The following is a 24,741-nucleotide window of genomic DNA, read 5'->3' as shown; positions in this document are numbered from 1 at the left end:
GCGGCGGTAAGATGATCTTGATGGGCGATCGTTCATCTCACCACTCCACCGGCGCGGCTAAGCCGTCACGCTGCAGGAACTCCAGCCGGTTGCCGAGGTTGTCGGCCGCGTAGAACCGCCGGTGCCCGGGAAAGTTGTCGTCCCAGGTCACCTCGACGCCCTTGGCCGCCAGATGCCGGGCCAGAGCGTCGAGGTCGGCGACCCGGATTCCCGGGTGGGCTTTGCGGGCCGGCCGGAAATCATTCTCGACACCGAGGTGGATCTCCAGGTTGTCGGCACGTATCCAGAGGCCGCCGCGCGCGGCGAGTACCGGCGGCTTGACGAGTTCCACCATGCCGAGAACACCGACGTAGAAGGCGCGGCAGTCGTCCTCACTGCCGGCCGGGATGGCGATCTGGATGTGGTGCAGGCCGTAGCCGAACTCGGTCCCGTGATCGGGACCATATCCCTGGCTCGAAACTGAGAGATCGTTCATTTGTCGGTTCCCCTTACGGAATCGTGCGGCGGAGCGTCCGCCACACTGCTGCGATCTCCGGCGACGGTTCTTCGATCGCCGAAGGTCTGGTGGCCGAGAGAGCGTTGAGCGGGCCGGAGAGTTCCAGGCCGGTGAAGGTGCTGAGCCGCTCGGTCGCCGCACCCGAGCACAGCTCGTGGTAGTCGACGACGAGCCTCCGCTCGGGTGCGATCCGGTCGGCGCTCTCCAGCCAGGAGGTGTGCCAGGCCGCCCACTTCCGGCAGGCGTCGGCGGTCGAGGACGGCCGCCAGGGCCGATCGCCCGTCCACTCCAGCTGTGAGGCGGCCGCCTCCAGCGGGTGCCGGACGAGCAGGATCACCCGCGGTCGAGGCAGCACGTCGAGGAGGCCGGGAAGGTCCAGCAGATACTCGTTGTACTTGTCGCCCCAGCAGGGCCAGTCCGCATAGGCCCGCTCGATCACCTGCCTGCAGGTGGCCACCGGATCGGTGTGCTCGCCGCGGGCCACTTCCGCGGCGGTGTCGCGCAGGACCCTGTCGAGGTTCCCGAGCCAGCGGGCCGCGTGTATCCCGCCCGGCGGTTTACGGTGGAGCGCGTGGCTGATCTCATCGGCCCGGAAGTGCCGGCAGGCGAGGTCCGCCCTCGTGCACCAGCGGGCCAGCAGGTAGGGCAGCTTTCCGTTGACGGTGAAGATCCCGCCCATGGCGGCGTACGCCTTGCTCAGCGCGTGCGCGAGCGCGGTCGTGCCCGAGCGCTGCGCGCCGAGTAGCAGAAGGGGCTCGGTCATGACGCGACCAGCGCCCGTAATGCCCGCATGCAGGTGACGCTGGCCGAATAACCACCTTCCGAGAAGGCGTCACCCCACGGACGGTCCCGTTGGTCCTGGGTGAGCACCCGTCCGGAACGCCAGTGGGTCTCCAGCGAGAGCCAGCCGGTGTAGTCGTCCGCGCCGAGTCTCTCGATGATCTGTCCCCAGGGCAGATCTCCGTCACCGAGTCGCACGTAGCCGCTGGTCCCGGCGGGGTCCTTCACGTGGATGTGGCCGATCACCTCTCGGCCGATCGTGTACTCCTCGGGAAAGGGGTCGGCGTGCCAGCCGCTGAAGACAGAGTTGCCCGGATCCCACAGCACACCGATCTCCGGTCGCCCGAGAGCCTCCAGAAAGGCGAGCGTCAACGCCATGGTCGGCGTATTGGTCCGGGTACCGGTCTCCACAAGAAGCCGTACGCCTGCCAGATCCAGACCGTCCAGCACCTCCGCGGCGACCAGCGCCGCGGTCTTCGGGTCAGGGTCGCCGTCACGGTAGAAGGTGAAGATCCGCACATGCGGCGAACCGAGTATGTTCGCCTGCTCGATCGCGCGGCCGAGCAGGTTCCGAGTCGCCGCCACGTCGGCGTCGGTCCGGGGCAGCCTCCGCTTCAGCGCCGGCGGGCAGAAGCCGGCCACGGCCAGATTCCGCTCCGCCAGTGTCCGGCGTATGTCGCCAAGCTGCGCGTCGTTCAGCACATGCGGCGGCACGTTGGCCACCGAACGAATCTCGACGCCGGTGAGACCACACTCGACCACGGCATCGGCGGCCCGGGCCAGATCCTGATCGATCTCGTCGTTGATGATCGCCAGCTTCATCGGAAATCCTTCCAGACTCTGCGGAGCACCTGGAGGTCCGCCTGGGGCACGCCGGCCCGGGACTCCACGGTGATGTCGACGCCGGTGGAGACGAAGGGTGCCAACCAGCCCAGGTCCTCGCAGACAAGCGCGCGATGCCGGGGCCGCTCGTTCGGATCGGACGGGAGGGTGAAACCCTTGACCTGGATCGCGGCGGTACGGGTCAGCAACCGGGCCTCCTCGGATCGGACATCGGCGCCGATCTGGGCGAGCCCCAGGTTGTCGAGGACCAGCCGGCAGCCGTACCGGTCACAGAGTCGCAGTAGTTCGTCGATCGCCGCGTACCCGAAATGGGTTTCGACGAGTACCTGCTCGGCTTCCCTGCCCCGGACCAGCTCGGCGAACTGCTGGGCGGTGCTCGTCGCCGCCAGCGCGCCCGCCTCGGCGAACACCTTGATCGCATGGCCCGCGAATCGGGTCGCGGCAGCGGTGTCCTGCCCTGGCCGGCCCAGCACCACGGAGATGCCCACGAACGCCACGGGCAGACCGTCCAGGCCCTCGATCCCCTCGTCCTCCCAAGCGTGGCCCTTGCCCGCCCGGAGATCGACGACCTCACCGAGAGCCGCCCGGGTCAGCCGCGCGAATTCGGCGGCGGTGAGCCGGGGAGCCGACCCCGAGGAAAGTCCGAGCCTGGAGCTCATCGGGCACCCATCTCCCGCAGCGCGTCCAGCACGACCATCGCCGGGCGGGTCCGGTGCAGCGCCGAGCGGTCGGGCCCGACGGACAACTCCCCGTACACCCGCGCCCTGGCCTGTGACGTGGTGAGTTCCCGGGCGCCGACGGTCTCGTCTCCCCGCTGGAACTCGACGGCACCGTCCCGGATTTCGAGCCTGCGGTCATCGGCCAGCAGGATCAGTCGCTCCGCACGCGTGCTCACATCGGCGGTGACCGTGAAGTTCAGCGTGGCACCCGACGCGAACCGGATCAGGCCGCTGCTTCGCAGATCGATTCCAGGGGCGCACTCGCGATAGTCGGCGATCTCGACCCGCTCGACCTCGCCCAGTACCTGGCAGGCCAGATCGAGGTAGTGAACACCCAGGTGCGCCATGATTCCGCCCAGCGCACTGCTGGAGTCGCCACGCCACCCCCGATAGTGCCGGACCGCGTCCCTGGGCCGGCTGACCAGGAGGACGCCGGTGGCGCCGCCCGGCCAGTCCAGCAGTGCTTCGCGAGGAAGCCGGAACCGATGCTGCAGCATGACGGCGACCGTCCCGGGTTCGGCGACGATCCGGTCGAACTCTGCCACGGACATCGCCGGTGGCTTCTCCACCAGGACCTTCTTGTTCGCCCGCAACGCTTCGACGACCCGATCCGCTCGGCCACCCGGCGGCAGGCAGAGCGCGACGGTGTCTATCGTGGAGTCCGACAACACCGCGTCCCACGACGGCAGTCTCAGTTCCTCCGGAAGGAGGATTTCGTGATCGGTGTCGAGGATGCCCGCGAGCGATACCTGAGCGACCTGCCGAATGGCCTCTTCATGCTGTCGGCCGGCCCCCCCGTACCCGACGATCGCAACCCGCATGGTTCCCCTCCGAAGTCGTGCAGTACGTTACGACGGGTGACGGTCAGCTACTCGACAGCCAAGTTGAGGCGATCACGCAGGCACACTGATCGGTGACCGAGCAGGCGATAGCCCTGTACGTGCAGGTATGGCAGCTGGAATGCGCAAAGCCTTTCCCCCGTCCGCCCCCGTCGCGGACAGGGGAGCGGCGAACTCCCCGAAGCGCATCGTCACCCCGATGTCATTCAAAATCTGTGGACCTGACCATGCACGTACGCACCGGCGCCTGTCGACCCTTTTCGACATTGCTTTCTTTTTGGTCGTATTGATCTCGACCGCGCCCTGTTCACCTGAGGCCGGCACGACCCGGCATTCGGCCGTTCACTCCGCGGGCGGCGATCGCGCCATTATATGACCACCGAAAACCATATTATGACTGCCAATAAATAAATCCGGACAGGTCAATTCTTCTTCGGAGCGCCAGCGGGGGATCTCGTCGGGGAACGTCGAGCGAGGTGATCCGGGCCGAATCGACACTCGGATCCGGCGCGGCGCGAGTGGCCGGCGCGGCGGTCCGCCTGCGCCGGAACCATGATCATAATTACACCGACCGCGACAGGTGCGGACCTTTTCCTATCATCGACCTCCGCCGGTCCCGAGGCGTACCGGGCGGCCCTCGGCCTGCCCGGCGGAGGCGATGAGGGCTTCCCGACGAACGTCGGAAACGGAGGTGACGCGGCGTCCGGACGCTCTCGAAGCCCATCTCGCGGACCGACCTTAATGACATTTATGGCCAGAAGGTATTGAATGTCGTGATCACAGCGGGGGTGGAACCGACGGGGCTGGTGAGCGGATGAGCACGGATGGGCACAGGGTTCACGGCCGGATGGTCTCCCCGGTGCTCGTCGGGCGCGACGGAGAGTTGGAGCGGCTGGTCACCGCGGTGACCGTGCCGCCTTCGGTGATCCTCGTCGAGGGTGAGGCGGGCATCGGCAAGTCCCGTCTGGTGACGGAGCTGGCCGCGCGGCCGGAGGTCGCGGGACGGCGAATGCTCAGCGGCGGGTGCAACCAGATCAGGGAGCCGTTCCCGTTGGGACCGGTCGTCGAGGCGCTGCGGTCCAGGAGCGAGGATCTGGCGGGAGCGGCGCTGTCGCCGGTGGCGGGTTCGCTGCGCGCCCTGCTTCCCGAGCTGGCCCACGTGCTGCCGCAGCCGCCCGAGCCACTGGACGACCGGGCGGCCGAGCGGCACCGGCTGTTTCGCGGGCTGAGCGAGGTGCTGGCCGCGCTGGGTCCGGCGCTGCTGGTCGTGGAGGATCTGCACTGGGCCGATGAGCAGACGGTCGAGTTCCTGGCGTACCTGCTGGCCAAGCCGCCCGCCACGCTGTCGGTCGTACTGACCTGCCGGGGCGAGGAGGCGTCGGCCGCCGTACGGGCGTTGACGGCGCGTCCCGCCGACACGCTCACCCACGAGCACATCGTGCTGACGCCGCTGGACGAGAGACGGACACGTGAGCTCGCGGCCGCGATCCTGGACAGCCGCGAGATCTCCGAGGAGTTCGCGGCGCACCTGTGCCTGCGGGCCTCGGGGTTGCCGCTGGCGATCCAGGAGCTGCTGGCGCTGTTGCGGTCGCGCGGGGTGCTGATCCCGTGGGGCGGCGGATGGGCGCGCAGGGCCCTGGAGGAGCTGGACGTGCCGAGCGGGGTGCGCTCCTCGGTGCGGGAGCGGGTGGGGTGCCTGTCGCCCGCGGCGCGGGCGGTGGCGGAGGCGGGCGCGGTGCTCCAGCTCGCCTCGCCGGTCGCGGTGCTCATCGGTGTCACCGGCCTGTCCTCCGAGGACGCGGCCGGCGCGGTGGACGAGGTACTGGACTCCGGCCTGTTCGTCGAGCGGGACGGGATGGTGAGATTCCGGCACGTGCTGGCGGCCCAGGCGGTCCACGAGGGGATCGGGCTGGGGCGCAGGCAGACCCTGCACGCCGCCGCCGCGACCGCCGTCCAGGGCCTGCGCCCGGTGCCGCTCGGGCAGGTGGCCTACCATCTCCGGCAGGCCGGCCGGCTCGGTGACTGGGTGGACGCCGCCGTGAAGGCCGCCGACAGCGCCTTCGAGCTGGGTGACGATGCCGAGGTGGCACGGCTCCTGGAGGACGTGCTGCGCCACGCGGACCTGGCGCCCGAGCGCCGGGCGGCCCTGACGATCCGGCTGGGGTGGGCCGCCTCGGAGTTGCTGCACCTGCCGGACGTCGGCGACCTGCTCGCCGAGGCGCTCGACAAGGCCCCTCCCGGGCCCGTCCGCGGTGAGCTCCGGTTCCTGCTGGGGATGCAGCTCGAAGTGACCCGGACGGACCCGGCACGCAGGTATCGGATGTTCACCGACGCCCTGGAGGATCTGGCCGAGCGGCCGGACCTGGCGGCCTGGACCATGGTGGCCCTGGCGTTGCCGGCCACCATGGACGTGCCGTCCCATGAGCGTCTGGGGTGGTTGGAGCGCGCTCTGGAGACGCTGCCCGAGGCCGGTGACCCCATGACCCGGCTTCTCGTGCTGAGCAAGGTCGCGATGGTGTTCACCGTGGCCGGCGATCCGCGCTGGGCCGAGCTGACCGACCGCGTCGTGCGGGAGACGGGCGGCTACGCCGGTCGCCGCAGGGAGGTCTCCGCCTATCGCTCCATCGGCGACGAGGCCTGTTTCAGCGGACATCACGAGGTGGCGCTTCGACTGCTGACCAAGGCGCTGGAGAGTGCGGCGAGCGCCGACGTCACCGGCGGTATGGAGTTCCGCTGTCGCGCCTCGATGACGATGGTGGCCTATTGCCGGGGCGCCTGGGACGGGCTGGGCGAGGAGATCGAGGCGCTGCGTCACGGGCGCAGTGACCGCCCGGTCGAAATGAACCTCCTGGATGCCGTGGCGGCCTGCCTGTCGCCCGCCCCGGGCCGTATGGACGCCGCTCAGGATCTCCTACGTGAAGTCGTCCAGCGGGTGGGAGCCATGGGAGACGTCGATCTGCTCCCGTTTCCGGTGAGCATGCTGCTGCGGGTGGCCACCGCCCGTGGTGAGGCCGCCGCGGCGATCGCGGAGACCTCGGAGGCCGTCGCCATGTGGGAGGCCAACGGCTTCTGGCCGGTGGGGGTCCGGGCGGTTCCGGCGCTGGCGGAGGCGCTGCTGGCGGCGGGCAGGCCGACGGAGGCGGCCGAGGTGGTGGATCGGTACGAGTCCCGGCTGCCGGGGGTGGACGCGCCGCTGGCTCCGGCGGCGCTCCGGCAGGCCCGTGGCCTCGTGGCCGCCGCGGAGCGGCGGTGGAGCGAGGGCGCGGCGCATTTCGCGGCGTCCGCCGCCGCTTTCGGAGGGGTGTCGGCGCCCTATGAGGCGGCTCAGGCGAACGAGCAGGCCGCGGCCTGCCTCTTCGCCCTCGGCGACGCGGCCGCGGCGGACACCCTCAAAGCCGCCACCACCGTGTACGGCGAGCTGGGCGCGCGATGGGACCTGGATCGGGCCACACAGTTGGCGCGGCGCTGGGGTCTGCGCCCGTCCTCCCCCGCCCCGGCGCGCAGCGTGGCGGGCGACTCGCTGTCCACGCGGCAACGGCAGGTGGCACGGCTCGCCGCGCAGGGGCTGACCAACCAGGAGATCGCCAGGGAGATGTTCCTGTCGCCGAAGACGGTCGACAAGCATCTCGGCGCGGCGATGCGCAAGTTCGGCGCGCGCTCACGGACGGAACTGGCCCGCCACCTGGACCACCCCGCAGGACCTTGAGCGGGGAAGTTGGGGTGTTTTCCCCACATGTCACCCCATACCCCGCCAAGAGGGTGGCGACGATGCTTGCCTCATGTCTGACCAGGAGGCGCCCGAGCCCGCACTGAATGAGGACCCCGGCCACGAGGCGCAGTCCGAGGAGGTGGCCCCACCGGTCGCTGTGACACCCCGGCTCCCCGAGGGGTTCGAGCCCCTGTGATCCGGCTCTCCCCGCTCTCCCTCCATCGCGATCACGCAGAAAGGCAGTGCCCCGCCATGTCCGAGAACGGATTCCGGCCGTCACCCCCTGGCAGGACCGCGTGAAACGCACCGTCCTGCTGACCTCGCTCCTCGCACTGGCCGCGACCGCGCTGCCGCAGACGCCGGCGGCACTGGCCGCCGGGCCGGCACAGCCGCCCCCGGCGGCTCCCGTCACACTCCAGGGTGTCGGCCCGGGCCCGCACGTCATCACCCTGGTCACCGGTGACAAGGTCACGCTCACCCAGGCCGCAGTCGGCCGCTTCGACGTGAAGACCGAACCCGCCGCCCGCTCGGACGGACGCCGGCCGCGGCTGGTCACCCAGACCACTCCCGAGGGCGTCTACGTCCTGCCCGCCGACGCGATGCCCGCCATTCAGGCGGGGCGGCTGGACAAGCGGCTGTTCGACGTCAAGTACCTGGCGGAGAACGGCTACGCCGACGACCGGACCAAGCAGGTCCCGGTGATCGTGCAGTACCCGAAGGGCCGCGAGGGCGCCACCCTCAGGCGGGCGGCCGACGCGATCCCGGCCAGCGTCCCCACCAACACCCTGGACAGCATCCACGCCTCTGCCGTGAACGTCACCAAGGCGGAGGCGGGGACGTTCTGGGAGGCCGTACGGACCGCCCCCTCGGCCGGTCTGAAAGCGTCCGACACGCTGAGCGGCGGGATCGCCAAGCTGTGGCTGGACGGCAAGGTCAAGGCCGTCCTGGACGAGAGCGTGGCCATGATCGGCGCGCCGCAGGCCTGGGCCGGCGGCCACGACGGCACCGGGGTGAAGGTCGCGGTGCTGGACACCGGCATCGACGCCACCCACCCCGACTTCGAAGGGAAGATCGCCGACTCCAGGTCCTTCGTCCCCGACTCGCCGGTCAAGGACGGCCACGGCCACGGCACCCACGTGGCCTCCACCATCGCCGGCTCCGGAGCGGCGTCCGGCGGCACGCACAAGGGTGTGGCACCGGGCGCGCAACTGGTCGTCGGCAAGGTGCTGGACGACGCCGGTTCCGGCCTGGACTCGTGGATCATCGAGGGCATGGAGTGGGCCGCCGCCGGCGGCTCCAAGGTCGTCAGCATGAGCCTGGGCGCCGGCCCCAGTGACGGCACCGACCCGATCAGCCAGGCGGTCAACGACCTGAGCGCGTCCACCGGCGCCCTGTTCGTCATCGCGGCGGGCAACTCCGGCGCCCTCCCCGGGAGCGTGTCCCTGCCCGGCACGGCCGAGGCCGCGCTCACCGTCGCCGCAGTCGACAAGCAGGACCAGATAGCCGGCTTCTCCGGCCGGGGGCCGCGGTTCGGCGACTCGGGGCTCAAGCCCGACATCGCCGCGCCCGGCGTGGACATCGCCGCCGCGCGCGCCGCCGGCACCTCGATGGGCACGCCCGTCGACGACCACTACACCGGCGCGTCCGGCACCTCGATGGCCACGCCGCACGTCGCGGGCGCGGCGGCGATCATGGCGCAGCGGCACCCCGACTGGAAGGGGCCGCTGCTCAAGGCCGCGCTGATGTCCACTTCCAAGGACGACGGCTTCACCGTGTACGAGCAGGGCGCCGGGCGGGTGGACCTCGCCAGGGCGTACACCCAGCGGGTCTTCGCCACCACCGGCGGGATCGACTTCGGCTCGCAGACCGAGGAGGGCAAGACCTCGCAGCGGGAGCTCTCCTACAGCAACCTCACCGACCAGCCGGTCACCCTCACCCTCACCCCCGCCCTGCGCACGGTGAGCGGGAGCCCGGTGGAAGGCAGGCTGAACACCGGTGCGACGCTCACCGTGCCCGCGGGCGGCACCGCCACGGCGACCGTCACCCTCGACACGGCCGGCCTGAAGTTCGGCGACTACACCGGCACCGTGACTGCCGAGGCCGACGGCGTCCGGCTGACCACCCCGGTGGGCATGGTGCGCGAGGCTCCGCTCGTCCAGCTCACCGTCCACACCGTCGGCAGGGACGGCCAGCCCGTCTCGCCGTGGTACCAGGAGACCCTCGACGTCGACGGCGAGAAGGAGTACAGCGGGGGTACCGTGCTGTCGGGCGAGGGGACCACGGTCACCCGGGTTCCGGTCGGCACGCACTCGGTGATGCAACTGGTGGGCACGGTGGACTCCGACGACCGGTACAACGAGATATTCCTGATCAATCCGGAGGTCGCCGTCACCGGTGACACCGAGATCACGCTCGATGCCCGGCAGGCCTCCCAGGTCCGCTTCAGCACCCCGAAGCCGGCCGAGCCGCTGAACAACATCTGGAACGTCGTCACCCAGCGGACCGTCGCCAACGGCAAGGCGTACGCCACCAGGGTGCTCCCGGGTTCGGAGCCCAGCGCGTGGGCGGAGGTGTGGGCCACTCCCACCAAGCCCGTCACCAAGGGCAGGTTCCGCTTCTCCGGCCAGTGGACACTGGGGCAGGCCCAGGTCGCCATGAGCACGGGCGAGCGCAAGCCGATCACCCTGAATCCGGTCGCCCCCCATCACTTCGACTTCGAGGAGGGCCCCCGCCAGAACAACCAGCCCGACTGGAAGCCGTTCACCGGGACGCAGAACCTGCAGCTCGTCGACGTCGGCGAGGGCATGCCTGAGGACATCGCCGGGAAGGACCTGCGCGGCAAGCTGGTCCTCGTGGAGACGGGGCTCGAGCCCGACGGCCACGCGAAGTGCTACACCATGATCAGCAAGGTCATCCCGATCCGCGAGGCCGGTGCAGCCGGATTTGCGGTCTTCCCATCGAAGAGCACCTCCTGCGCCCTGCCGATCGGCGTCTACCAGGAGATCAACACCGGAGATCCCAAGCCCATCAGCATCCCGAACGTCTCCCTGTCGAACAAGGAGGGGCTGCAGCTGCGCGCCCGGCTCGCGAGCGGACCGGTCAGCGTCCGGGTGACCGGCACACCGCACACGCCCTACACCTACACCCTCAAGCCGTACGCCGAGGGCAGCGTGCCGAAGTCCCTGCACTACACCTACACCGGCAAGCAGCTCGCCCAGGTCGACATGGACGTCCACGCCTCCCAGCCGACCAGCTTCAACGACTACCGCACGATCTACAAACAGGACGACGTCGCGACCACGACGACGACCACCTCGCTCTGGGCGCATACCGCCTTCGTCGGACCGACCAGCCGGACCGAATGGGTCGGGCCCATCGACCCCAAGGTCATCCACTCGCACGGCATGAGCTCCGCCAACCTCGACATGACGGCCTACTACGACACCCGGTTCCGCATCGAGACGTTCGACCGGCCCGGCCGTACCCGGCAGCAGTGGTTCACCGCCGGCCTGACGCCGGGCGCCATGACGGCGGCGGAGAAGGTATATGCGCTCGCCGACAAGAACGCGCCGCCCCTCACCACCCAGGGCGTTGACCTGACGTGCACGATCTGCGTGCAGGACGGCATTCTCTGGGCGGAGTTCGCCCCGGCGGGCACGCCCGACAGGCATCCGTTCAGCAGCGGGTTCTGGAAGAACGGCGCTCTCCTCACCCCGGACTACGACCTGCATCTTTACCGGGACGGAACGGAGATCCCCCGCACCACGCCGCCCTACCTGGACAACCTCCCCGCGTTCCCCCTGCCCGAGGGCTCCGGCACCTACCGGCTGACCGCGAAGAACGCCCAGCACGACACCGAGTGGACGTTCCGCGCCCCGCCGACCAAGGAACACGTGCTGCCGGGATCGTTCTGCAAGTACTGGGTCGTCGGGGGAGTCACCGAGCAGTGCCGGCCCACGCCCGTCGTCTTCGCCGGCTACGACCTGGGCGACACCCTGGCGATGGACAACACCGTCCGCGCCGGCCGATCCCACAGGTTCACCGTCGAGGCCTACCACTCGCCGTCCGCGGCGAAGATGCCGAAGATCGCCGGGCTCAAGCTGTGGATGAGCACCGACGACGGCGCCAGGTGGACGCCCGTCCCGGTCAAGCGCGACCGTGACGGCGCCTACACCGCCGACACCCGCTACCCGTCCCTGCGCGACACCAAGGGCGCGGTCAGCCTGAAGGTCGAGGCCTGGGACACCGAGGGCAACCGCCTCAAGCAGACCAGCACCCGCCTGTTCAACCTGCGCTGAACGGAGGGGGCCACCCACTGAGAGACCGCTGCCGCGTCGCGACGCTCATGTCACCGACGCGGCAGCGGTCTTTCGACCTGCGCCGCGTGGCGACGGCGATCGCCATGGGGACTCCGGTGGTCACGACCCGATGTGGGAGGCGGTGCTGAGCGTACGCCGGCTGCGCGGTGCGCCGTCGTACCCGTAGGCGCCGGACGCCGTCTCGTCTTCCATACACCTCGATCGCCTTCCGGCTTTAGGGTGATCAGAGCCGGCGACGCCTGGAGACAAGGGAGAGAACGCCATGACGTGGCTCGTCACGGGGGCGACAGGCATGCTCGGGCACGAGGTGGTCGCGCTGGCGCGCGGACGAGGGCACGACATCGCCGCGCGAACCCGCCGGGACCTGGACATCTCCCATCGGGACCAGGTCGAGTCGGCCTTCCAGACGCTCACCCCGCGGGTCGTGGTCAACTGCGCCGCCTGGACGGCGGTGGACGACGCCGAGGAACGGGAGCGAGAGGCCTACCGGATCAACGCCGACGGCCCCCGGCTGCTCGCCGAGGCCTGCGCGCGGCACGGCGCCCGGCTGGTCCACGTCTCCACCGACTACGTCTTCTCCGGTGACGCGGACGTCCCGTACGGCGAGGACGACCCGGCCGAGCCGCGGACCGCGTACGGGCGGACCAAGCTGGCCGGGGAGAAGGCGGTCCTCGACGCGCTGCCTTCCGCCGCCGTCGTCCGGACGGCATGGCTGTACGGCGCCCACGGATCGAACTTCGTGAGCACCATGCTCCGTCTCATGGCGGAACGGGAGACCGTCGAGGTGGTCGACGACCAGTTCGGGCAGCCGACCTGGGCCGTGGACCTCGCGGACCGGCTGGTCACGCTCGGCGAGCTCGGCTCCGCCGCGGGGATGTTCCACGCCACCAACTCCGGGAAGGCCAGCTGGTTCGAGCTCGCCCAGGAGATCTTCCGGCTGTCCGGCACCGACCCCGGGCGGGTGCGCCGGACGACCTCCGAGGCCTTCGTCCGGCCGGCGAAGCGACCGGCTTTCAGCGTCCTGGGCCACGCGCGGTGGCGGGAGCCGGGCCTGCAGCCGCTCCGCCCCTGGCGGGACGCGCTGCGCGCGGCCCACCCCGAGCTGGCGAAACCCTTCCGCCGAGAAGGCGCCGGTGACGGGCCGCGACGGCCCGATATGCGATGACCGGGAACCGTCGCGACAGGCCTGCGGTTTCCTACCCGCGGGTGTGCGAGGCGTAGAAGGCCAGGCACTCCTCATAGGAGGGCAGGAGACCGGCCGCGCGTGCCTCGGCGAGGGTGGGCGCCGCGGCGTCCTTGGGCGACAGGAGCGGTTCGATGTCCGCCGGCCAGGTGATGCCCAGTTCGGGATCGAGTGGATGAATGCCGCGCTCCCTGGTCGGGTTGTAGCCCTCCGAACACAGGTAGATCACGGTCGCGTCGTCCGTCAGCGCGAGCAGGCCGTGCCCCAGTCCTTCGGACAGGAACACCCCCCGGTGGTCCTCGTCGTCCAGGCGCACCATCTCCCACCGGCCGAACCCCGGTGAGCCGACGCGGATGTCCACGATCACGTCCAGCATCGCCCCCCGCACGCACTTGACGTACTTCGCCTGGCCCGGTGGCACGTCGGCGACGTGAATCCCGCGCAGGGTGCCCCGGCGCGAAACGGAACAGTTGGCCTGGGAGAGCCGCAGCCGCCGTCCGGTGACCGCGTGGAACTCCTCCTCGCGGAACCATTCGTGCAGACCTCCCCGATCGTCGATGTGGATTTTCGGGTCGTCAATCCATGCGCCTTCGATTTTCAGTGGCTGCATCTCGGCTGCTCCTGATCCCGGCCGTTTACCGGACCGTGTAGAACGTGCTGTGGCCTTTTCCGCCACAATCCAATGCTGACGGTAGACGGTCCAATTCGGGTGTCCCGCCGACGGTCGTGATACCAAAGTCGACGCGTCTCATACTTTAGTCGGAAAGCAGGATCCGTATCGGCGACTTCGGTTGACGCGGGAGATGCCGACGACCGATTCCCGCCGCCACGATCGGCCTTAATGTTGAATCGTGCGTAAATCCTTACAGCTCATCGGGTTCATCATGATCCTTGAAGGCGTAAGCGGGGCCATCGATCAGATCGCCGTCCAGCCCATCCTCGGCGCGGTGCTCAACTTCTTCAACCGCGTCGTCGTCAACAACGTGGCCTTCCTGGAAGGTTACGAGATCTACGCGAACTTGATTCTTGCGGTCCTCGGGATTGTCGTGATCATCGCCGCGGAAAGAGCTCCGGCGTCCTGACGTCCCGCACTCTCCGCCCCACCTATTCGATGCCGGGATATCAGCAGAGGCCATGAACGAACTGTCACGACCATTACACACCTGTCCGAGGAGCCGGAAATGAAGAACTCGACGGCGGTGCTGGCGGAGGAGACGGGTGAGCCGGTCGCCGCCCGCGCGGAGAACATCTCCAAGCGGTACAGCACCGGAGACACGGCGGTGGCGGCCCTCGACGGCGTGTCGCTGAACATCCCGCGCGGCCAGTTCGCCGGCATCATGGGGCCGTCCGGTTCCGGCAAGTCCACCCTCATGCACTGCATGGCGGGGCTGGACAGCGTGGACTCCGGGCGGGTGTTCGTCGGCGACCAGGACGTGACGGACCTGAACGAGAAGCAGCTCACCCGGCTGCGCCGGGACCGGATCGGCTTCATCTTCCAGTCCTTCAACCTGCTGCCCACCCTGACGGCGCTGGAGAACATCGTCCTGCCGATCCGGCTGGCCGGCCGCACGCCCGATCAGGATTGGCTGGACTCCGTGATCGAGACCACCGGCCTGCGCGAGCGGCTGGACCACCGCCCGAACCAGCTCTCCGGCGGCCAGCAGCAGCGGGTGGCGTGCGCGCGGGCACTCGCCGGCAAGCCGGACGTCATCTTCGCGGACGAGCCCACCGGTAACCTCGACTCCCGGTCCGGTGCCGAGGTGCTGGGTTTCCTGCAGAAGTCGGTGCGGCAGACCGGCCAGACCATCGTCATGGTCACCCACGACCCGGTGGCGGCCGCGTACACCGATCACGTGATCTTCCTGTCCGACGGCCGCGTCGTCGACCGGATGCCGGAACCCACCGCGGAGAAGGTCCTGGAGCGGCTGAAGAGGTTCGAACCCGCGAGGGCGAGCGGCAGGACCCCCGGCGAGCAGGGGCGGATCTGATGCTCGCGAAACTCACCTTGCGCAATCTCCTGGCGCACCGGGTCCGGCTGCTGCTCTCCGTGCTCGCGGTGACGCTCGGGGTCTCCTTCGTCGCGGGCACGATGATCTTCCGGGACACCGCCACCCAGAGCTTCGATCCGATCTTCGCCGGGCGGACCGAGACCACGACCGTGGTCGTCCGGCCCAAGCCGGCCGAGGGGGAGAACGCGACGCCGGCCACGATACCGGCCTCCCTGGTCGACACGCTGCAGCAGAGCGTGCCCGGCGCCGCGGAACTCAAGGGACAGTACGACGGGTACGCCGCGCTCGTCCGCCAGGACGGGCGGATCGTCGGTGAGGACCGCGCGGCGCACCTGGGCGCGGCGTACATGGAGCGTCCGGGCGCGGGCCTGCGGATACTCTCCGGCCGGGAGCCCTCGGCGGCCGACGACGTCGTCGTCGAGGAGCGCACCGCGGCCGAGGGGCAGCTCAAGGTCGGCGACTCGGTCAGCGTGGTGACCGCGCGGGCGACGAAGTCGATGCGCGTCGCCGGCGTCTTCCGGGCGGTCAACGACCAGGTCGGCCGTGCCGCCACCTACGTGATGTTCGCCCCGGAGACCGCGCAGGCCCTGCTGACCGGTCCCGGACAGTACTCGGCGATCTTCGTACGGCCGCGCGAGGGCGTCTCGCAGCAGCGGCTTCTCCAGCAGGTCGGCGCGGCACTCCCGGCGCAGTACGAGGCCAAGACCGGCGCGGACGAGGTCGAGGAGGTCAAGTCCCAGCTGAGCTCCCTCTTCGAGCTGATCAGCCGGTTCCTGCTGGTGTTCGCCGGGGTGGCGGTCTTCATCGGATCGTTCATCATCCTCAACACGTTCACCATGCTGGTCGTGCAGCGGCTCCGGGAGCTCGCGCTGCTCCGGGCGATGGGCGCGAGCCGCGCCCAGGTGACCCGGGCGGTGCTCGGCGAGGCACTCGGGATCGGCTTCCTCGGCTCGACCCTGGGCCTGCTCGCCGGCGTGGGACTGTCCTACGGGCTCAGGCTGCTGTTCGAGCGGTTCACCGGCGGCACCCAGGTTCCGCTGCGCACGCCGGTGGTCGGGCTCTCGACCGTGATCTGGGCGTACGCGGTCGGCATGCTCGTCACGCTGCTGGCCGCCTACCTGCCGACGCGCCGCGCGGCGAAGATCCCGCCGGTCGCGGCGATGCGCGACGACGTGGCGCTCACCCGCCGTTCGATGACCCTCCGTCTCGTCGCCGGCGTCGTCCTGGCCCTGCTGGGCGCGGGAGCGCTGGCCGCGGGCCTGGCGACCGGGAAGGCGGGGGGCGCGGCCCTGGTGATCGGCGGCGGCCTGCTGGCGTTGCTCGCCCTGACGATGCTCAGCCCGTTCCTGAGCCGGCCGGTCATCGCGCTGCTCGGCTGGCCGCTCTCCCGGCTCGGCGGCACGGTCGGGCGGCTGAGCAGGGAGAACGCCCGACGGGACCCCCGCCGTACCGCGGCCACGGCGTCGGCGCTGATGGTCGGGCTCGCACTCGTCTCGGTGGCGACGGTGGTGGCCGGTTCGATGAGCGCGTCCGCCGACCAGAGGATCGCCCGTCAGTTCGGCGCCGACCTCTCCCTGGACCCGCGCGGTCTCACCGGTTTCAGCCAGGAGACGGTGGACCGGGTGGCCGCCGTCCCGGGCGTGCGCGGCGTCACCGCGGTCCGGCACGGGACGATGCGGATCGCCGACGAGCAGGTGTCCGTCCTGGTCGCCGACCCGGTCGCGCTGGCGGGTCCGGCCAACCTGAAGATCGAGGACGGCACCGGCACCCTGGCCGCCGACGGGTTGCTCGTGCAGAGCGCACTCGCCGCGGAACGGGGATGGAAGGTGGGCAGTACCGTCACGGGCCGTTACCCGGACCGGTCCGCGGTGACCCTGCGGGTGAGCGGTCTCTTCGCCGCCAACGAGGTCCTGGGCATGCCCTTCGTCATGAGCCCGGCCGGCTACCAGGCGCACGCTCCGGCCGGTCTGATCCAGAAGGCGTTCGTCGACCTCGACGACGGCGGCGAGGCGCAGGCCCTCGCGGCCGTACGGTCGGCGCTGCGCGCGTACCCGAACGTCGAGCCGAAGGATCGCGAGGCCGTACGGGCGGACGCCCGCCAGGAGATCGACCAGGTGCTGAACCTGATCGTGGTCCTGCTGGTGCTCTCGATCCTCATCGCCGCACTGGGCATCGTGAACACGCTGAGCCTGTCGGTGATGGAGCGGACTCGCGAGATCGGGCTGCTCCGGGCCGTCGGAATGAGCCGCGGCCAGACCCGATCCATGATCAGCTACGAGTCGGTGATGGTGTCGCTGTTCGGTGCCGTGGCCGGTCTGGCGCTCGGCACCGCGCTCGGCTGGGCACTGCAGCGGGTGATGGCGGCCGATGGCGTCGAGGTACTCGCCATCCCGTACGGCAGACTCGGGCTCTACCTGCTCAGCGCCGTCCTGATCGGTGTCGTGGCGGCGATCTGGCCGGCCAGGCGGGCCTCGCGGATGAACGTCCTGCGGGCCATCCAGCACCAGTGAACCGTCGATGAGCGGGGGCTACGGTGACGCTTCCGGATGTCCTAGGGTGACGACATGGCCGAGATCTCCGTTCCGGACGGATCATGGACGTTCGACAGTGAAATCCTCAGGATCGTGCCGGGCGGGGACAGCGACGTCCACGAACTGCGCAAGACGCTCGGCGAGCTGGAGATCCCCCTCGCGGCGATCTCCGCGGCGTCGTTCGAGCCCTCGCGCAAGGGCGGCAACCTGCAGCTCCGCCTGCGGCCCGGAGCCGATCCGCTGACCGACGTGGTCAGCGGGCGGCTGTCGGGATCCGTCGACCCGTACCGGCTGGCCGTCCCCAAGGGGCGCACCGGGGCCGCCGAGTACCTCGCCGACGAGGTGCGCACCCATCTGATGCTGGATCAGGTGCCGAGCGGTCCCTGCGAGACCTTCCTGCTGCCCGGCCCCACCGTGCCGGTGTCGGCCTCGGCGGGCGACGGCACGGTGAGCTTCGACGGTGAGCGGATTCGCCTGGAGTGGAGCGTGTTCGCCAAGTCGATCAAGGAGGAGGCGGGTCCGCAGACGTTCCCGCTGGAGGATGTGGAGGGGGTGGAGTGGGCCCCGCAGACCGGCATCGGCTATGGCCGCCTCCGCTTCCGGCTCCGGGGCGGCGCTCCCGCCGTGTCGCCTGAGAAGGACCTGCACTGCCTGTCCTGGGGCGTGCAGCGGTACGGCGGCTCGACCGCTCTGGTCGCCGCCGCCGTACTGGCCCGGCTGTCACACCGCCCCGAGGAGCCGCCCGCGCTGCCGCCGCCGGCCCAGCCGGACGAGCGGCAGCGGCGCCTGGCCGCACTGGAGGATCACGATGCCCTGGTGCGCCGCCTGGCCGAACTCGGCGATCTGCACCGCTCCGGGGTGCTCACCGACGAGGAGTTCAGCTCGGCCAAGCGGTCGCTGCTGCGCCGGATGGAGCTCTAGCCGGGGACCCCCGCGCCCTCCTGGGTGACCTCCAGCGCGAACTTCTCCAGCACCAGGACCATCCAGTTGGCCAGGTCGCAGTTGTGCTTGCGCGCGGCGAACTCCCAGCGTTCGAGCTGTTCCTGGCTCGGGCTCAGCTGCAGCTTCACGGCGAGCCCGGTGCCGGCACCGTTCACCGGCGGGCTCGGCGCCTCGGCCGGCTCGCCCTCCCCGTTTCTCAGGGCGGCCGCCTGCCTGAGCTCCTTGCGCAGGCGGTTCCTGGACCAGGCGTGCTGCTCGGCGCGCTGTAGCCACAGGTCCTGTTCGGGCGCGCTCAGCGCCGCCACCTCCGCGTGGTGGGCGAAGCTCAGCTTGTCCCTGCGCCGGGGCAGGCCGAAGCGGCGGGCCACCCAGGCGTAGTTGCGCAGCGTCTGGTAGTCCAGCGACGTCCGCTCAATGGCCGTCCGGTAGCGGTCGGCGTACTGCTTCTCCCCGTAGACCAGCCAGTCGCCCAGCCACCACGCGGAGGAGTCGGCGATGAGGGAGAGCTGGCGGCCGATGCTCTCCCAGTTGGCGAACGGGATCTGGGTCGGAAACTGCAGGCCGGTTCTTCTCGGTATCACCGTCCGGTCGAGCCCGAGACGGCGGTTGATCCCGTTCTCCTGAGACAGGACCGGTGTCACGCGGCTCTCGCCGCCTTTCTTTCCCCGAACGAGAGGCTCGCTCATCGTTTTCCTTCCTTCGCCGTATCGCTGCTCTTCGAATCAGCACGACGTGAACGGCCGAGTCGTGATCGTTCCGCGTACGCGGAGCCAGAGCACGAAGGTGCGCAGCTCGAATAGGTGCCGCGGCGCCGGCCGTCTTCCGGCCGGTCGCCAGATGTTCAGCGGCGTGCGTCGGTATCGGTCAGGCCGAGGCCGGCCTCGGCGACACTCGCGTCCCCAGGCTGACGGGCGAGGCGTGCCATCGCCTGCCAGGCAGAGCCGGAAAGGACGCGCGGTCGGTGTGGAAGAAGCATCGGAAGAATCGCGTCCCCGAACGCGAACGGCCGATCCAGAGGTCTCAGGTACATGACGAGGCAGGCGAACATCGCCAGGGCGAAGCTTCCCAGCCCCATGAGCAGTCCGATGAGGGCGTGCAGGGCGAGACCGGCCACCAGCAGGTACGGACGGACGGCCCGCCGTGACACCAGCCCCATGACCAGGGCGAACTCGATGGCCACCGGTCCCCAGGTGAGCAACGTGACGCCGACCGCCGAGACGCGTAGCGGTTCGAGAACCCCCGCCGCCCAGCCGGGACTGCCGAACAGCGGATCGCTGAGCCAGTAGTACAGGGCGGTGCCGTCGGCCCATTCCTCCCGGCCCAGCTTCGCCACCGAGGCCTGCAGGTAGATACCGGCGACCTGGATACGGATGACGAGCAGGGCCGACCAGGCGACCAGCGAGGCGACCGGATCGGCGACGGGCCGAGGACGCCCCCAGTGCCAGGCGCGTCCGTCGGTCAGCGCGATCGGCAGGAGCAGGAGGGTGAGCACCGCGGCGACCTGGTCCCCGCCGTCGGGGATCGTCGCGGACGCCTGGAAGCTCACGGCCACCCACCAGTGCGGCAGCGCGGTGAACCGCGGCCGCCACCCGGAGGCGGCGACGGCGAGGATCGCGATGGCCACCGGATGCGCCCGGTCGACGTCGAGGACGCAGAACAGGCCGTAGGCGGCGACGCCGTCACAGTACGGGTAGCCGGGAACGCCCTGCGCGGGCCTGAAGAGCGAGGAGGTCTCGCTGGCGAGCAGCGTGGTCAGGGTGCAGAGGGCGAGAAGGGTCCTGGCGAGCCCGTACACGTTCGTCCACGGGCTCGTCTCGGCCACCCCCCGTACCCTGGCACCGAGTCCACTCAGCATGCGACCTCCAATCGCACCACCGAGACCGGCATGTGGGTGTGCGCCGCGGCGTCCGCCCAGGCCCACGGCAGCGGCTTCTGCCGGGTCACCTCGAGCGTTCCGCAGAGGATCGGGTCGGGAGAGGGGTTGCGCACCGGCACCGCCGCACCGGGCAGTCCGAGGCATTCGGTCACCTCGCTCCGGCAGTCGCGCCACCGGTCGGCGGGTACGGCCGCGAGCAGGATGCCGCGTTCGACCCCCTCGGCGCGGGAGCGCCGGTCAAACCCCCACAGGTTGTGCGGCTCGGCGTGCGGTCCAAGCGTGAAGGGCTGCCACGCTCCGGTGGCGGACGCGCGCCACACGGTCTCCCTCGGTTCGCGGGCGGACTTGGTGAAGAACGCCCACCCTTGGGGAGCGACCAGCCGCGCCGCCTCGCTCACCGTTCGCTGCGCGGGCAGTCGGAGGGCGGCACTGGGCAGTTGGCCGATGACGACGTAGAGGATCAGGGCGGTCCATCCGAGGCCGAGCGCGACCGTGGAGACGCCCAGCCTGACATCGGCGTTCACCGGACAAGGGTCTTCGCCACGTCGTCGACCCAGCGTTCCTGGGCCAGCACGGTGCCGCCCTCGGGGACGCTCCAGATCCGGTTGGTGTTCCAGATGGTGTTGGTCTGTTTGACCAGCGTGGAGTCGACCACGATGAAGGAGTAGGCGACGTTGGGAGCGGCGGGACCGTTGTCGCCGACCGGCACCGTCGTGGCCAGTTCGCCGGCGGAGGTCGCGGCCTGCTCGATGCGGATCCGGTCGCCGCTGGTGATCGCGGTCTCGAAGGCGGTGAAGAAATCCGGTGCGGCGCGCTTCATCCCGGCGACCAGCTGCCGGGCCCTGGCTGCGGGCCAGGTCCCGGTCGAGGACGGGACGCGCAGGTCCGGATATGTCTCCGCCACCTGGCCCTGCCCCAGGAAAAGTCCCTGGAACAGGGCTTCCCCGTCATAACGTCTGACTTCCGTGGCTCCCAGCGCACTGGAGGCGCTCAGGAGGCCTATAGCACACAATAGTCCTATAGATAACTGTCTATGCTGCATTGGCACCCCGTAACAACCCGCGTCAGGCAAGTTAGAAGTTATCCTATAATTTCTATAACAAGCAGTAAAGGGGCCAATGGCCCGACCAGACGCCCCACTACCTTTTGCCTACGGCGGAGGCGCCCCACCTTGAGACCTTATGCAGCTGAACATCGACCCTAACTCCGCAGTTCCCCTTTTTGACCAGATCGCCGAGGGCCTGCGGCGCGAGCTGATCACGGGAACGTTGCAACCAGGTGACCACCTGCCTCCCGCCAAGACACTGGCGGCGAGCCTGCAGGTGAACCTGCACACGGTGCTGCGCGCCTACGCGCTGCTCCGTGACGAGGGCATGGTCGAGGTACGCCGCGGCAGGGGAACCGTGGTCATCGCCTCCGGGGCGCGAAGTGGAGACCGGCGCCTGGACAGAGCGCTCGTGAGCCTCGTCGTCGAAGCGCGACGAGCGGGCGTCACGGAGAGCGCTCTGATGAATCTTGTGTTACACGCTTTCCGAAGCAACACAAGTTATGACACTATCTCGGATTGATCAAGATAGTGTCATTTGTCCGCCTTTTGGACAAATGTTATAATAACGGGGGAAATGTGCGATTCCAGGAGGAAGATAGGCGAGCAGCAATACGTTTCTTGATCATCGTGGTGCTCACTCCGCTCAGCATGTTCGTCTTGACCCTGGCGGTCCCCTTCCTCCTCAGCGAGCGCCTGCCCGACCCGGTGGCCGCCCACTTTACCGATGGGCATCCCGATGAGTCAGCCCCGCTACAACCACTGATCCGGGACATCCTGATACTCGGCGCGAGCGTGTGGGCGATCCTGGCCCTGCTCGCCTATCTGCGGCCCGCGGGCTCGCTCGGGCGCAGGGCCGCCGCGGGCAGCGCCGCGGCCCTGCCCACCGCGCTGGGGCTCGCCGTGCTGCTGGGCACGGTGGGCGCCAACCTGGATGCCCCGACCTGGCGAGAGGCCACCACGTCACCGACCGCGGAGGTCATCACGATCGCCGGTGGAGCGCTGGTCTTCGTGTTCGGCGCGATCGCCGTGCATCCGTCGCGGCGGGGCCCGCGTGAGGCCGCCGACCTGCCGACCGATCCGGTCGTCGGCCGGGCCCGCTCCCGGCGGGGGCGCACGCTGTGGATCGGTCAGTCCCGCAATCCCGACCTCGTCTGGAAGACGCTCACGGCCACCTGCATCATGGTCGCGCTCACGATCGCCGGTACGCACTGGATGGCCGTACCCGCTCTCCTGTCGCTGGCCACGCTGCACCTGTGGGGCGGAATCGTCGCCTCCTTCGACGGAACGACGCTCTCGGTGCGAGGCCGCATCCCGTTCGGTCTCATCCGGCGCATCCCGCTCAGCAGGATCGAGACCGCGGAGAGGATCGAGATCGATCCGCAGGAGTGGGGCTGGGGCTGGCGGCTGCGCAGCATCAGGCGGCACGCCATCGTGATACGCAAGGGCGAGGGGCTCCTGGTGGCGCTACGCGGGGGCGGCGAGTTCATCGTGACCGTCGACGACGCCGCCGGCGGCGCCGAGGAGATCAGGCGCGCCCTGCGCGGGCAACCCCCCAGCCGCCCGGCCACCGTCCGGGGGATCACGACGCGCTACCTGTCCGGCCGGACCGGCGAACTCCAGGAGCAGCAGCGGCCCCAGCGGCTGTGGCCCTCGGCCCGGCTCAGGGCGACGGCTCACGACTTGTCATGCGACGCATGAACCACCCGGTGAACGCGGTGGTGACGACGGCGGTCAGCACCAGGATCGTGAAGCCGAGCCGGCTGATGATGCCGTACTGGAGCCCGATGGTGGCGATCACGAGCTCGGTGACACCTCGGCAGTTCATCAGCACGCCGAGTTGGAGCGCCTGCCCTCGGGGCAACCCGGCCAGCCATGCCGCACCGCCCGCGCCGGCGACCTTCGTCACCTGCGCCAGGACCAGGATTCCCGCGGCGACCAGCCAGTGGCCGAGATCCGCGCCGAGAAGCCCGATCGCGGTGTTCAGCCCGACCCCGGCGAAGAAGAGCGGGAGCAGGATCATGAGGGTGAATCCCTGCAGCTGGTGGCCGATCCGGTCGGTGGCCGACGAGTTGCGCGGCACCGCGACACCGAACAGGAACGCGCCGATCAGCGGATGCAGGTTGATCAGCTGGGTCAGTGCGGAGAATCCGGTCGCGCCGATCACGAGCACCACGGTCAGGAGCCGCTCGGACTCCATCCGCGCCACCAGCGCGGCGAGTGCCGGCCGGACGCACAGGTAGGTGACGAGCACCAGCGCCACGGCCAGACCCGCTGTCTTGGACACCTGCCCGGCGCCCCCGCTGCCGGTGCCGGCCAGGATCAGGGTGAGCAGCAACCAGGCCACCCCGTCCCCGATCGCCGCGGACGACAGCGACAGCGCGCCGACGCCGGTGCCGTCGAGCTTGAGGTCGACGAGGATCCTGGCGAGCACCGGCAACGCGGTGATGGCGAGCGCGAGCCCGAAGAAAAGGCAGTACGTCAACGTCGACACCGCGGTACCGGCCAGCATCGGCCCGGCGGCCAGCGCGACGCCGACGCCGGCGACCAGGGGCAGGCCCATGCCGCCGAGTACCGCGGCGGTGACGGTACGCGGGCGCTCGATCCTGTCGGTCCGCAGCTCGCAGCCGAGCAGGAACATGAAGACGACGAGGCCGAGCTGCGCGGCCTTGTCGAGACTGTCGAGCACGTCGGCGGGGAAGAGCCAGCTCACCGCCTCCGGCCATACCTGACCGAGTGCCGAGGGACCCAGCAGCAGCCCGCCGAGGATCTCCCCCAGCACGGGCGGCTGCCCCACCCTGCGCATCAGCTCGCCAAAGAGGTGGCTGGCCATCAGGATGACGGCCACCGCGAGCAGGAACCTGGTGATCGGATCGACGGCCACCTCCGCGCGGAGGAGACCGGGCACCCACAGGAGCACGGAGCCGATGAGGATCACCAGACCCGCGCCGATGCCGAGCCAGGTACGACGGCCGAGACCTGGCTCGGTCCCCGGAACACTCGTCATGCTGGACGTGGTGCTCTCGGCCACGGCGTCGGCCGGGCGAGGCCCACTTCCTCCCTTCGGGGTCGTGCTCATCGGGTGGGTCAGGAGGCCGGCACCGGCCGCGGCCTCCCGCCCGAGAACGCCCCCATGCCGTACAGCAGTGGGTTTCCAGGACCGGCCTGTACGTTCATCACCCGGCCGAAGAGCACCGCGTGGTCGCCCACGATCAATGTCTCGGTCACCTGGCACTCGGCCACCGCGAAGGCGTCCTCGACCAGCCAGGGCAGCCCGGTGAGCGCGGTTCGCCGCCAGGCGACCTGGTCGAAGCGGTCGGATTTCGGCGAGGCGAAGAGTTCCGCCGTGCTCTGGGCGCCCTCGTCGAGCAGGTTCACCGTGAACTCTCCCCGGCCGCTGACCGCGGCCAGCGTCCCGCTTCGGATGTCCAGGCAGACCAGCAGCGTCGG

Annotated in this window: 22 protein-coding genes; 10 read left to right on the top strand and 12 right to left on the bottom strand. The window is 69.9% G+C overall.

Translation table 11 applies throughout. The annotated features are described in order from the left end of the window. Window positions 1-37: 37 nt before the first annotated feature. From AB0K21_RS26315 to AB0K21_RS26295, 5 genes are read right to left on the bottom strand one after another with little or no spacing between them, the layout of a single operon-like run. Window positions 38-475: a VOC family protein gene (locus AB0K21_RS26315; protein WP_343963235.1), complete on the bottom strand. Its 438-nt coding sequence runs from the start codon at window positions 473-475 to the stop codon at window positions 38-40. Between the two features lie 13 nt (window positions 476-488). Beyond that, window positions 489-1,259, bottom strand: coding sequence for a sulfotransferase (locus AB0K21_RS26310; RefSeq protein WP_364154050.1), 771 nt, complete (start codon window positions 1,257-1,259; stop codon window positions 489-491). Further along, a complete protein-coding gene (locus AB0K21_RS26305; protein WP_364154047.1) occupies window positions 1,256-2,098 on the bottom strand; it encodes a sugar phosphate isomerase/epimerase family protein in 843 nt (280 codons plus the stop codon). Before AB0K21_RS26305 ends, AB0K21_RS26310 begins: the two co-directional genes overlap by 4 nt. After that, the gene (locus tag AB0K21_RS26300) at window positions 2,095-2,778 is read right to left on the bottom strand and encodes a hypothetical protein (protein ID WP_364154044.1); all 684 of its coding nucleotides are present in this window, start codon (window positions 2,776-2,778) and stop codon (window positions 2,095-2,097) included. The genes AB0K21_RS26305 and AB0K21_RS26300 overlap by 4 nt, the downstream gene beginning before the upstream one ends. Then, window positions 2,775-3,659 (bottom strand): Gfo/Idh/MocA family oxidoreductase, encoded by an 885-nt coding sequence (locus AB0K21_RS26295; RefSeq protein ID WP_364154041.1) that lies wholly within the window; start codon window positions 3,657-3,659, stop codon window positions 2,775-2,777. The genes AB0K21_RS26300 and AB0K21_RS26295 overlap by 4 nt, the downstream gene beginning before the upstream one ends. Before the next feature lie 832 nt (window positions 3,660-4,491). On the opposite strand from AB0K21_RS26295, the gene AB0K21_RS26290 reads away from it, so the two are divergent. The 4 genes from AB0K21_RS26290 (at window position 4,492) to rfbD (ending at window position 12,870) form a co-directional block, all read left to right on the top strand. Then, entirely contained in the window at window positions 4,492-7,383 is a 2,892-nt protein-coding gene (locus tag AB0K21_RS26290; protein ID WP_364154038.1) for an AAA family ATPase, read from the top strand. A 73-nt stretch (window positions 7,384-7,456) separates the two neighbouring features. Then, window positions 7,457-7,582, top strand: a complete 126-nt coding sequence (locus AB0K21_RS26285) for a hypothetical protein (protein ID WP_364154035.1) — start codon at window positions 7,457-7,459, stop codon at window positions 7,580-7,582. Window positions 7,583-7,682: 100 nt separating this feature from the next. Beyond that, on the top strand, window positions 7,683-11,684 hold the full coding sequence (locus AB0K21_RS26280; RefSeq protein ID WP_364154031.1) for a S8 family serine peptidase: 4,002 nt from the start codon (window positions 7,683-7,685) through the stop codon (window positions 11,682-11,684). A gap of 283 nt (window positions 11,685-11,967) precedes the next feature. Next, a complete protein-coding gene (gene rfbD, locus AB0K21_RS26275) occupies window positions 11,968-12,870 on the top strand; it encodes a dTDP-4-dehydrorhamnose reductase (protein ID WP_364154028.1) in 903 nt (300 codons plus the stop codon). Window positions 12,871-12,901: 31 nt separating this feature from the next. On the opposite strand, the gene rfbC is transcribed toward rfbD, so the two are convergent. Beyond that, window positions 12,902-13,498 (bottom strand): dTDP-4-dehydrorhamnose 3,5-epimerase, encoded by a 597-nt coding sequence (gene rfbC, locus AB0K21_RS26270; protein ID WP_364154025.1) that lies wholly within the window; start codon window positions 13,496-13,498, stop codon window positions 12,902-12,904. A gap of 241 nt (window positions 13,499-13,739) precedes the next feature. On the opposite strand from rfbC, the gene AB0K21_RS26265 reads away from it, so the two are divergent. From AB0K21_RS26265 to AB0K21_RS26250, 4 genes are all read left to right on the top strand, one after another. After that, the gene (locus AB0K21_RS26265) at window positions 13,740-13,970 is read left to right on the top strand and encodes a hypothetical protein (RefSeq protein WP_343963212.1); all 231 of its coding nucleotides are present in this window, start codon (window positions 13,740-13,742) and stop codon (window positions 13,968-13,970) included. 99 nt (window positions 13,971-14,069) lie between these two features. Beyond that, window positions 14,070-14,876: an ABC transporter ATP-binding protein gene (locus AB0K21_RS26260; protein ID WP_364154021.1), complete on the top strand. Its 807-nt coding sequence runs from the start codon at window positions 14,070-14,072 to the stop codon at window positions 14,874-14,876. Then, complete coding sequence (locus tag AB0K21_RS26255) at window positions 14,876-17,407, top strand: FtsX-like permease family protein (RefSeq protein ID WP_364154018.1); 2,532 nt, start codon at window positions 14,876-14,878, stop codon at window positions 17,405-17,407. The genes AB0K21_RS26260 and AB0K21_RS26255 overlap by 1 nt, the downstream gene beginning before the upstream one ends. 54 nt (window positions 17,408-17,461) lie before the next feature. Further along, the gene (locus AB0K21_RS26250) at window positions 17,462-18,349 is read left to right on the top strand and encodes a DUF4429 domain-containing protein (protein ID WP_343963209.1); all 888 of its coding nucleotides are present in this window, start codon (window positions 17,462-17,464) and stop codon (window positions 18,347-18,349) included. On the opposite strand, the gene AB0K21_RS26245 is transcribed toward AB0K21_RS26250, so the two are convergent. The 4 genes from AB0K21_RS26245 to AB0K21_RS26230 form a co-directional block, all read right to left on the bottom strand. Beyond that, window positions 18,346-19,056, bottom strand: coding sequence for an LmbU family transcriptional regulator (locus AB0K21_RS26245; protein WP_364154013.1), 711 nt, complete (start codon window positions 19,054-19,056; stop codon window positions 18,346-18,348). The genes AB0K21_RS26250 and AB0K21_RS26245 overlap by 4 nt on opposite strands. A 155-nt stretch (window positions 19,057-19,211) precedes the next feature. Further along, entirely contained in the window at window positions 19,212-20,225 is a 1,014-nt protein-coding gene (locus AB0K21_RS26240; RefSeq protein WP_364154010.1) for a sporulation-delaying protein SdpB family protein, read from the bottom strand. Next, entirely contained in the window at window positions 20,219-20,770 is a 552-nt protein-coding gene (locus AB0K21_RS26235) for an SdpA family antimicrobial peptide system protein (protein ID WP_364154007.1), read from the bottom strand. The genes AB0K21_RS26240 and AB0K21_RS26235 overlap by 7 nt, the downstream gene beginning before the upstream one ends. Next, the gene (locus tag AB0K21_RS26230; protein WP_364154004.1) at window positions 20,767-21,150 is read right to left on the bottom strand and encodes a hypothetical protein; all 384 of its coding nucleotides are present in this window, start codon (window positions 21,148-21,150) and stop codon (window positions 20,767-20,769) included. The genes AB0K21_RS26235 and AB0K21_RS26230 overlap by 4 nt, the downstream gene beginning before the upstream one ends. Before the next feature lie 277 nt (window positions 21,151-21,427). On the opposite strand from AB0K21_RS26230, the gene AB0K21_RS26225 reads away from it, so the two are divergent. Together AB0K21_RS26225 and AB0K21_RS26220 are read left to right on the top strand one after the other, a co-directional pair. Beyond that, window positions 21,428-21,814, top strand: a complete 387-nt coding sequence (locus AB0K21_RS26225; protein ID WP_343963203.1) for a GntR family transcriptional regulator — start codon at window positions 21,428-21,430, stop codon at window positions 21,812-21,814. Between the two features lie 98 nt (window positions 21,815-21,912). Continuing rightward, entirely contained in the window at window positions 21,913-22,992 is a 1,080-nt protein-coding gene (locus AB0K21_RS26220) for a hypothetical protein (protein WP_364154000.1), read from the top strand. Here AB0K21_RS26220 and AB0K21_RS26215 read toward each other — a convergent pair. Beyond that, window positions 22,955-24,298 (bottom strand): cation:proton antiporter, encoded by a 1,344-nt coding sequence (locus AB0K21_RS26215; protein WP_364153997.1) that lies wholly within the window; start codon window positions 24,296-24,298, stop codon window positions 22,955-22,957. The two genes, AB0K21_RS26220 and AB0K21_RS26215, sit on opposite strands and share 38 nt — an antisense overlap. Window positions 24,299-24,378: 80 nt before the next feature. Beyond that, window positions 24,379-24,741, bottom strand: a 363-nt coding sequence (locus tag AB0K21_RS26210; RefSeq protein WP_364153994.1) for a flavin reductase family protein, incomplete at its 5' end; no start/stop codon positions are given.

The organism is Streptosporangium sp. NPDC049248 (assembly GCF_040678965.1).
GTDB classification, from domain to species: Bacteria; Actinomycetota; Actinomycetes; order Streptosporangiales; family Streptosporangiaceae; genus Streptosporangium; species Streptosporangium fukuiense.
Note: the sequence above shows the minus strand (reverse complement) of the source record. Positions and strands in the feature narration are given on the sequence as shown.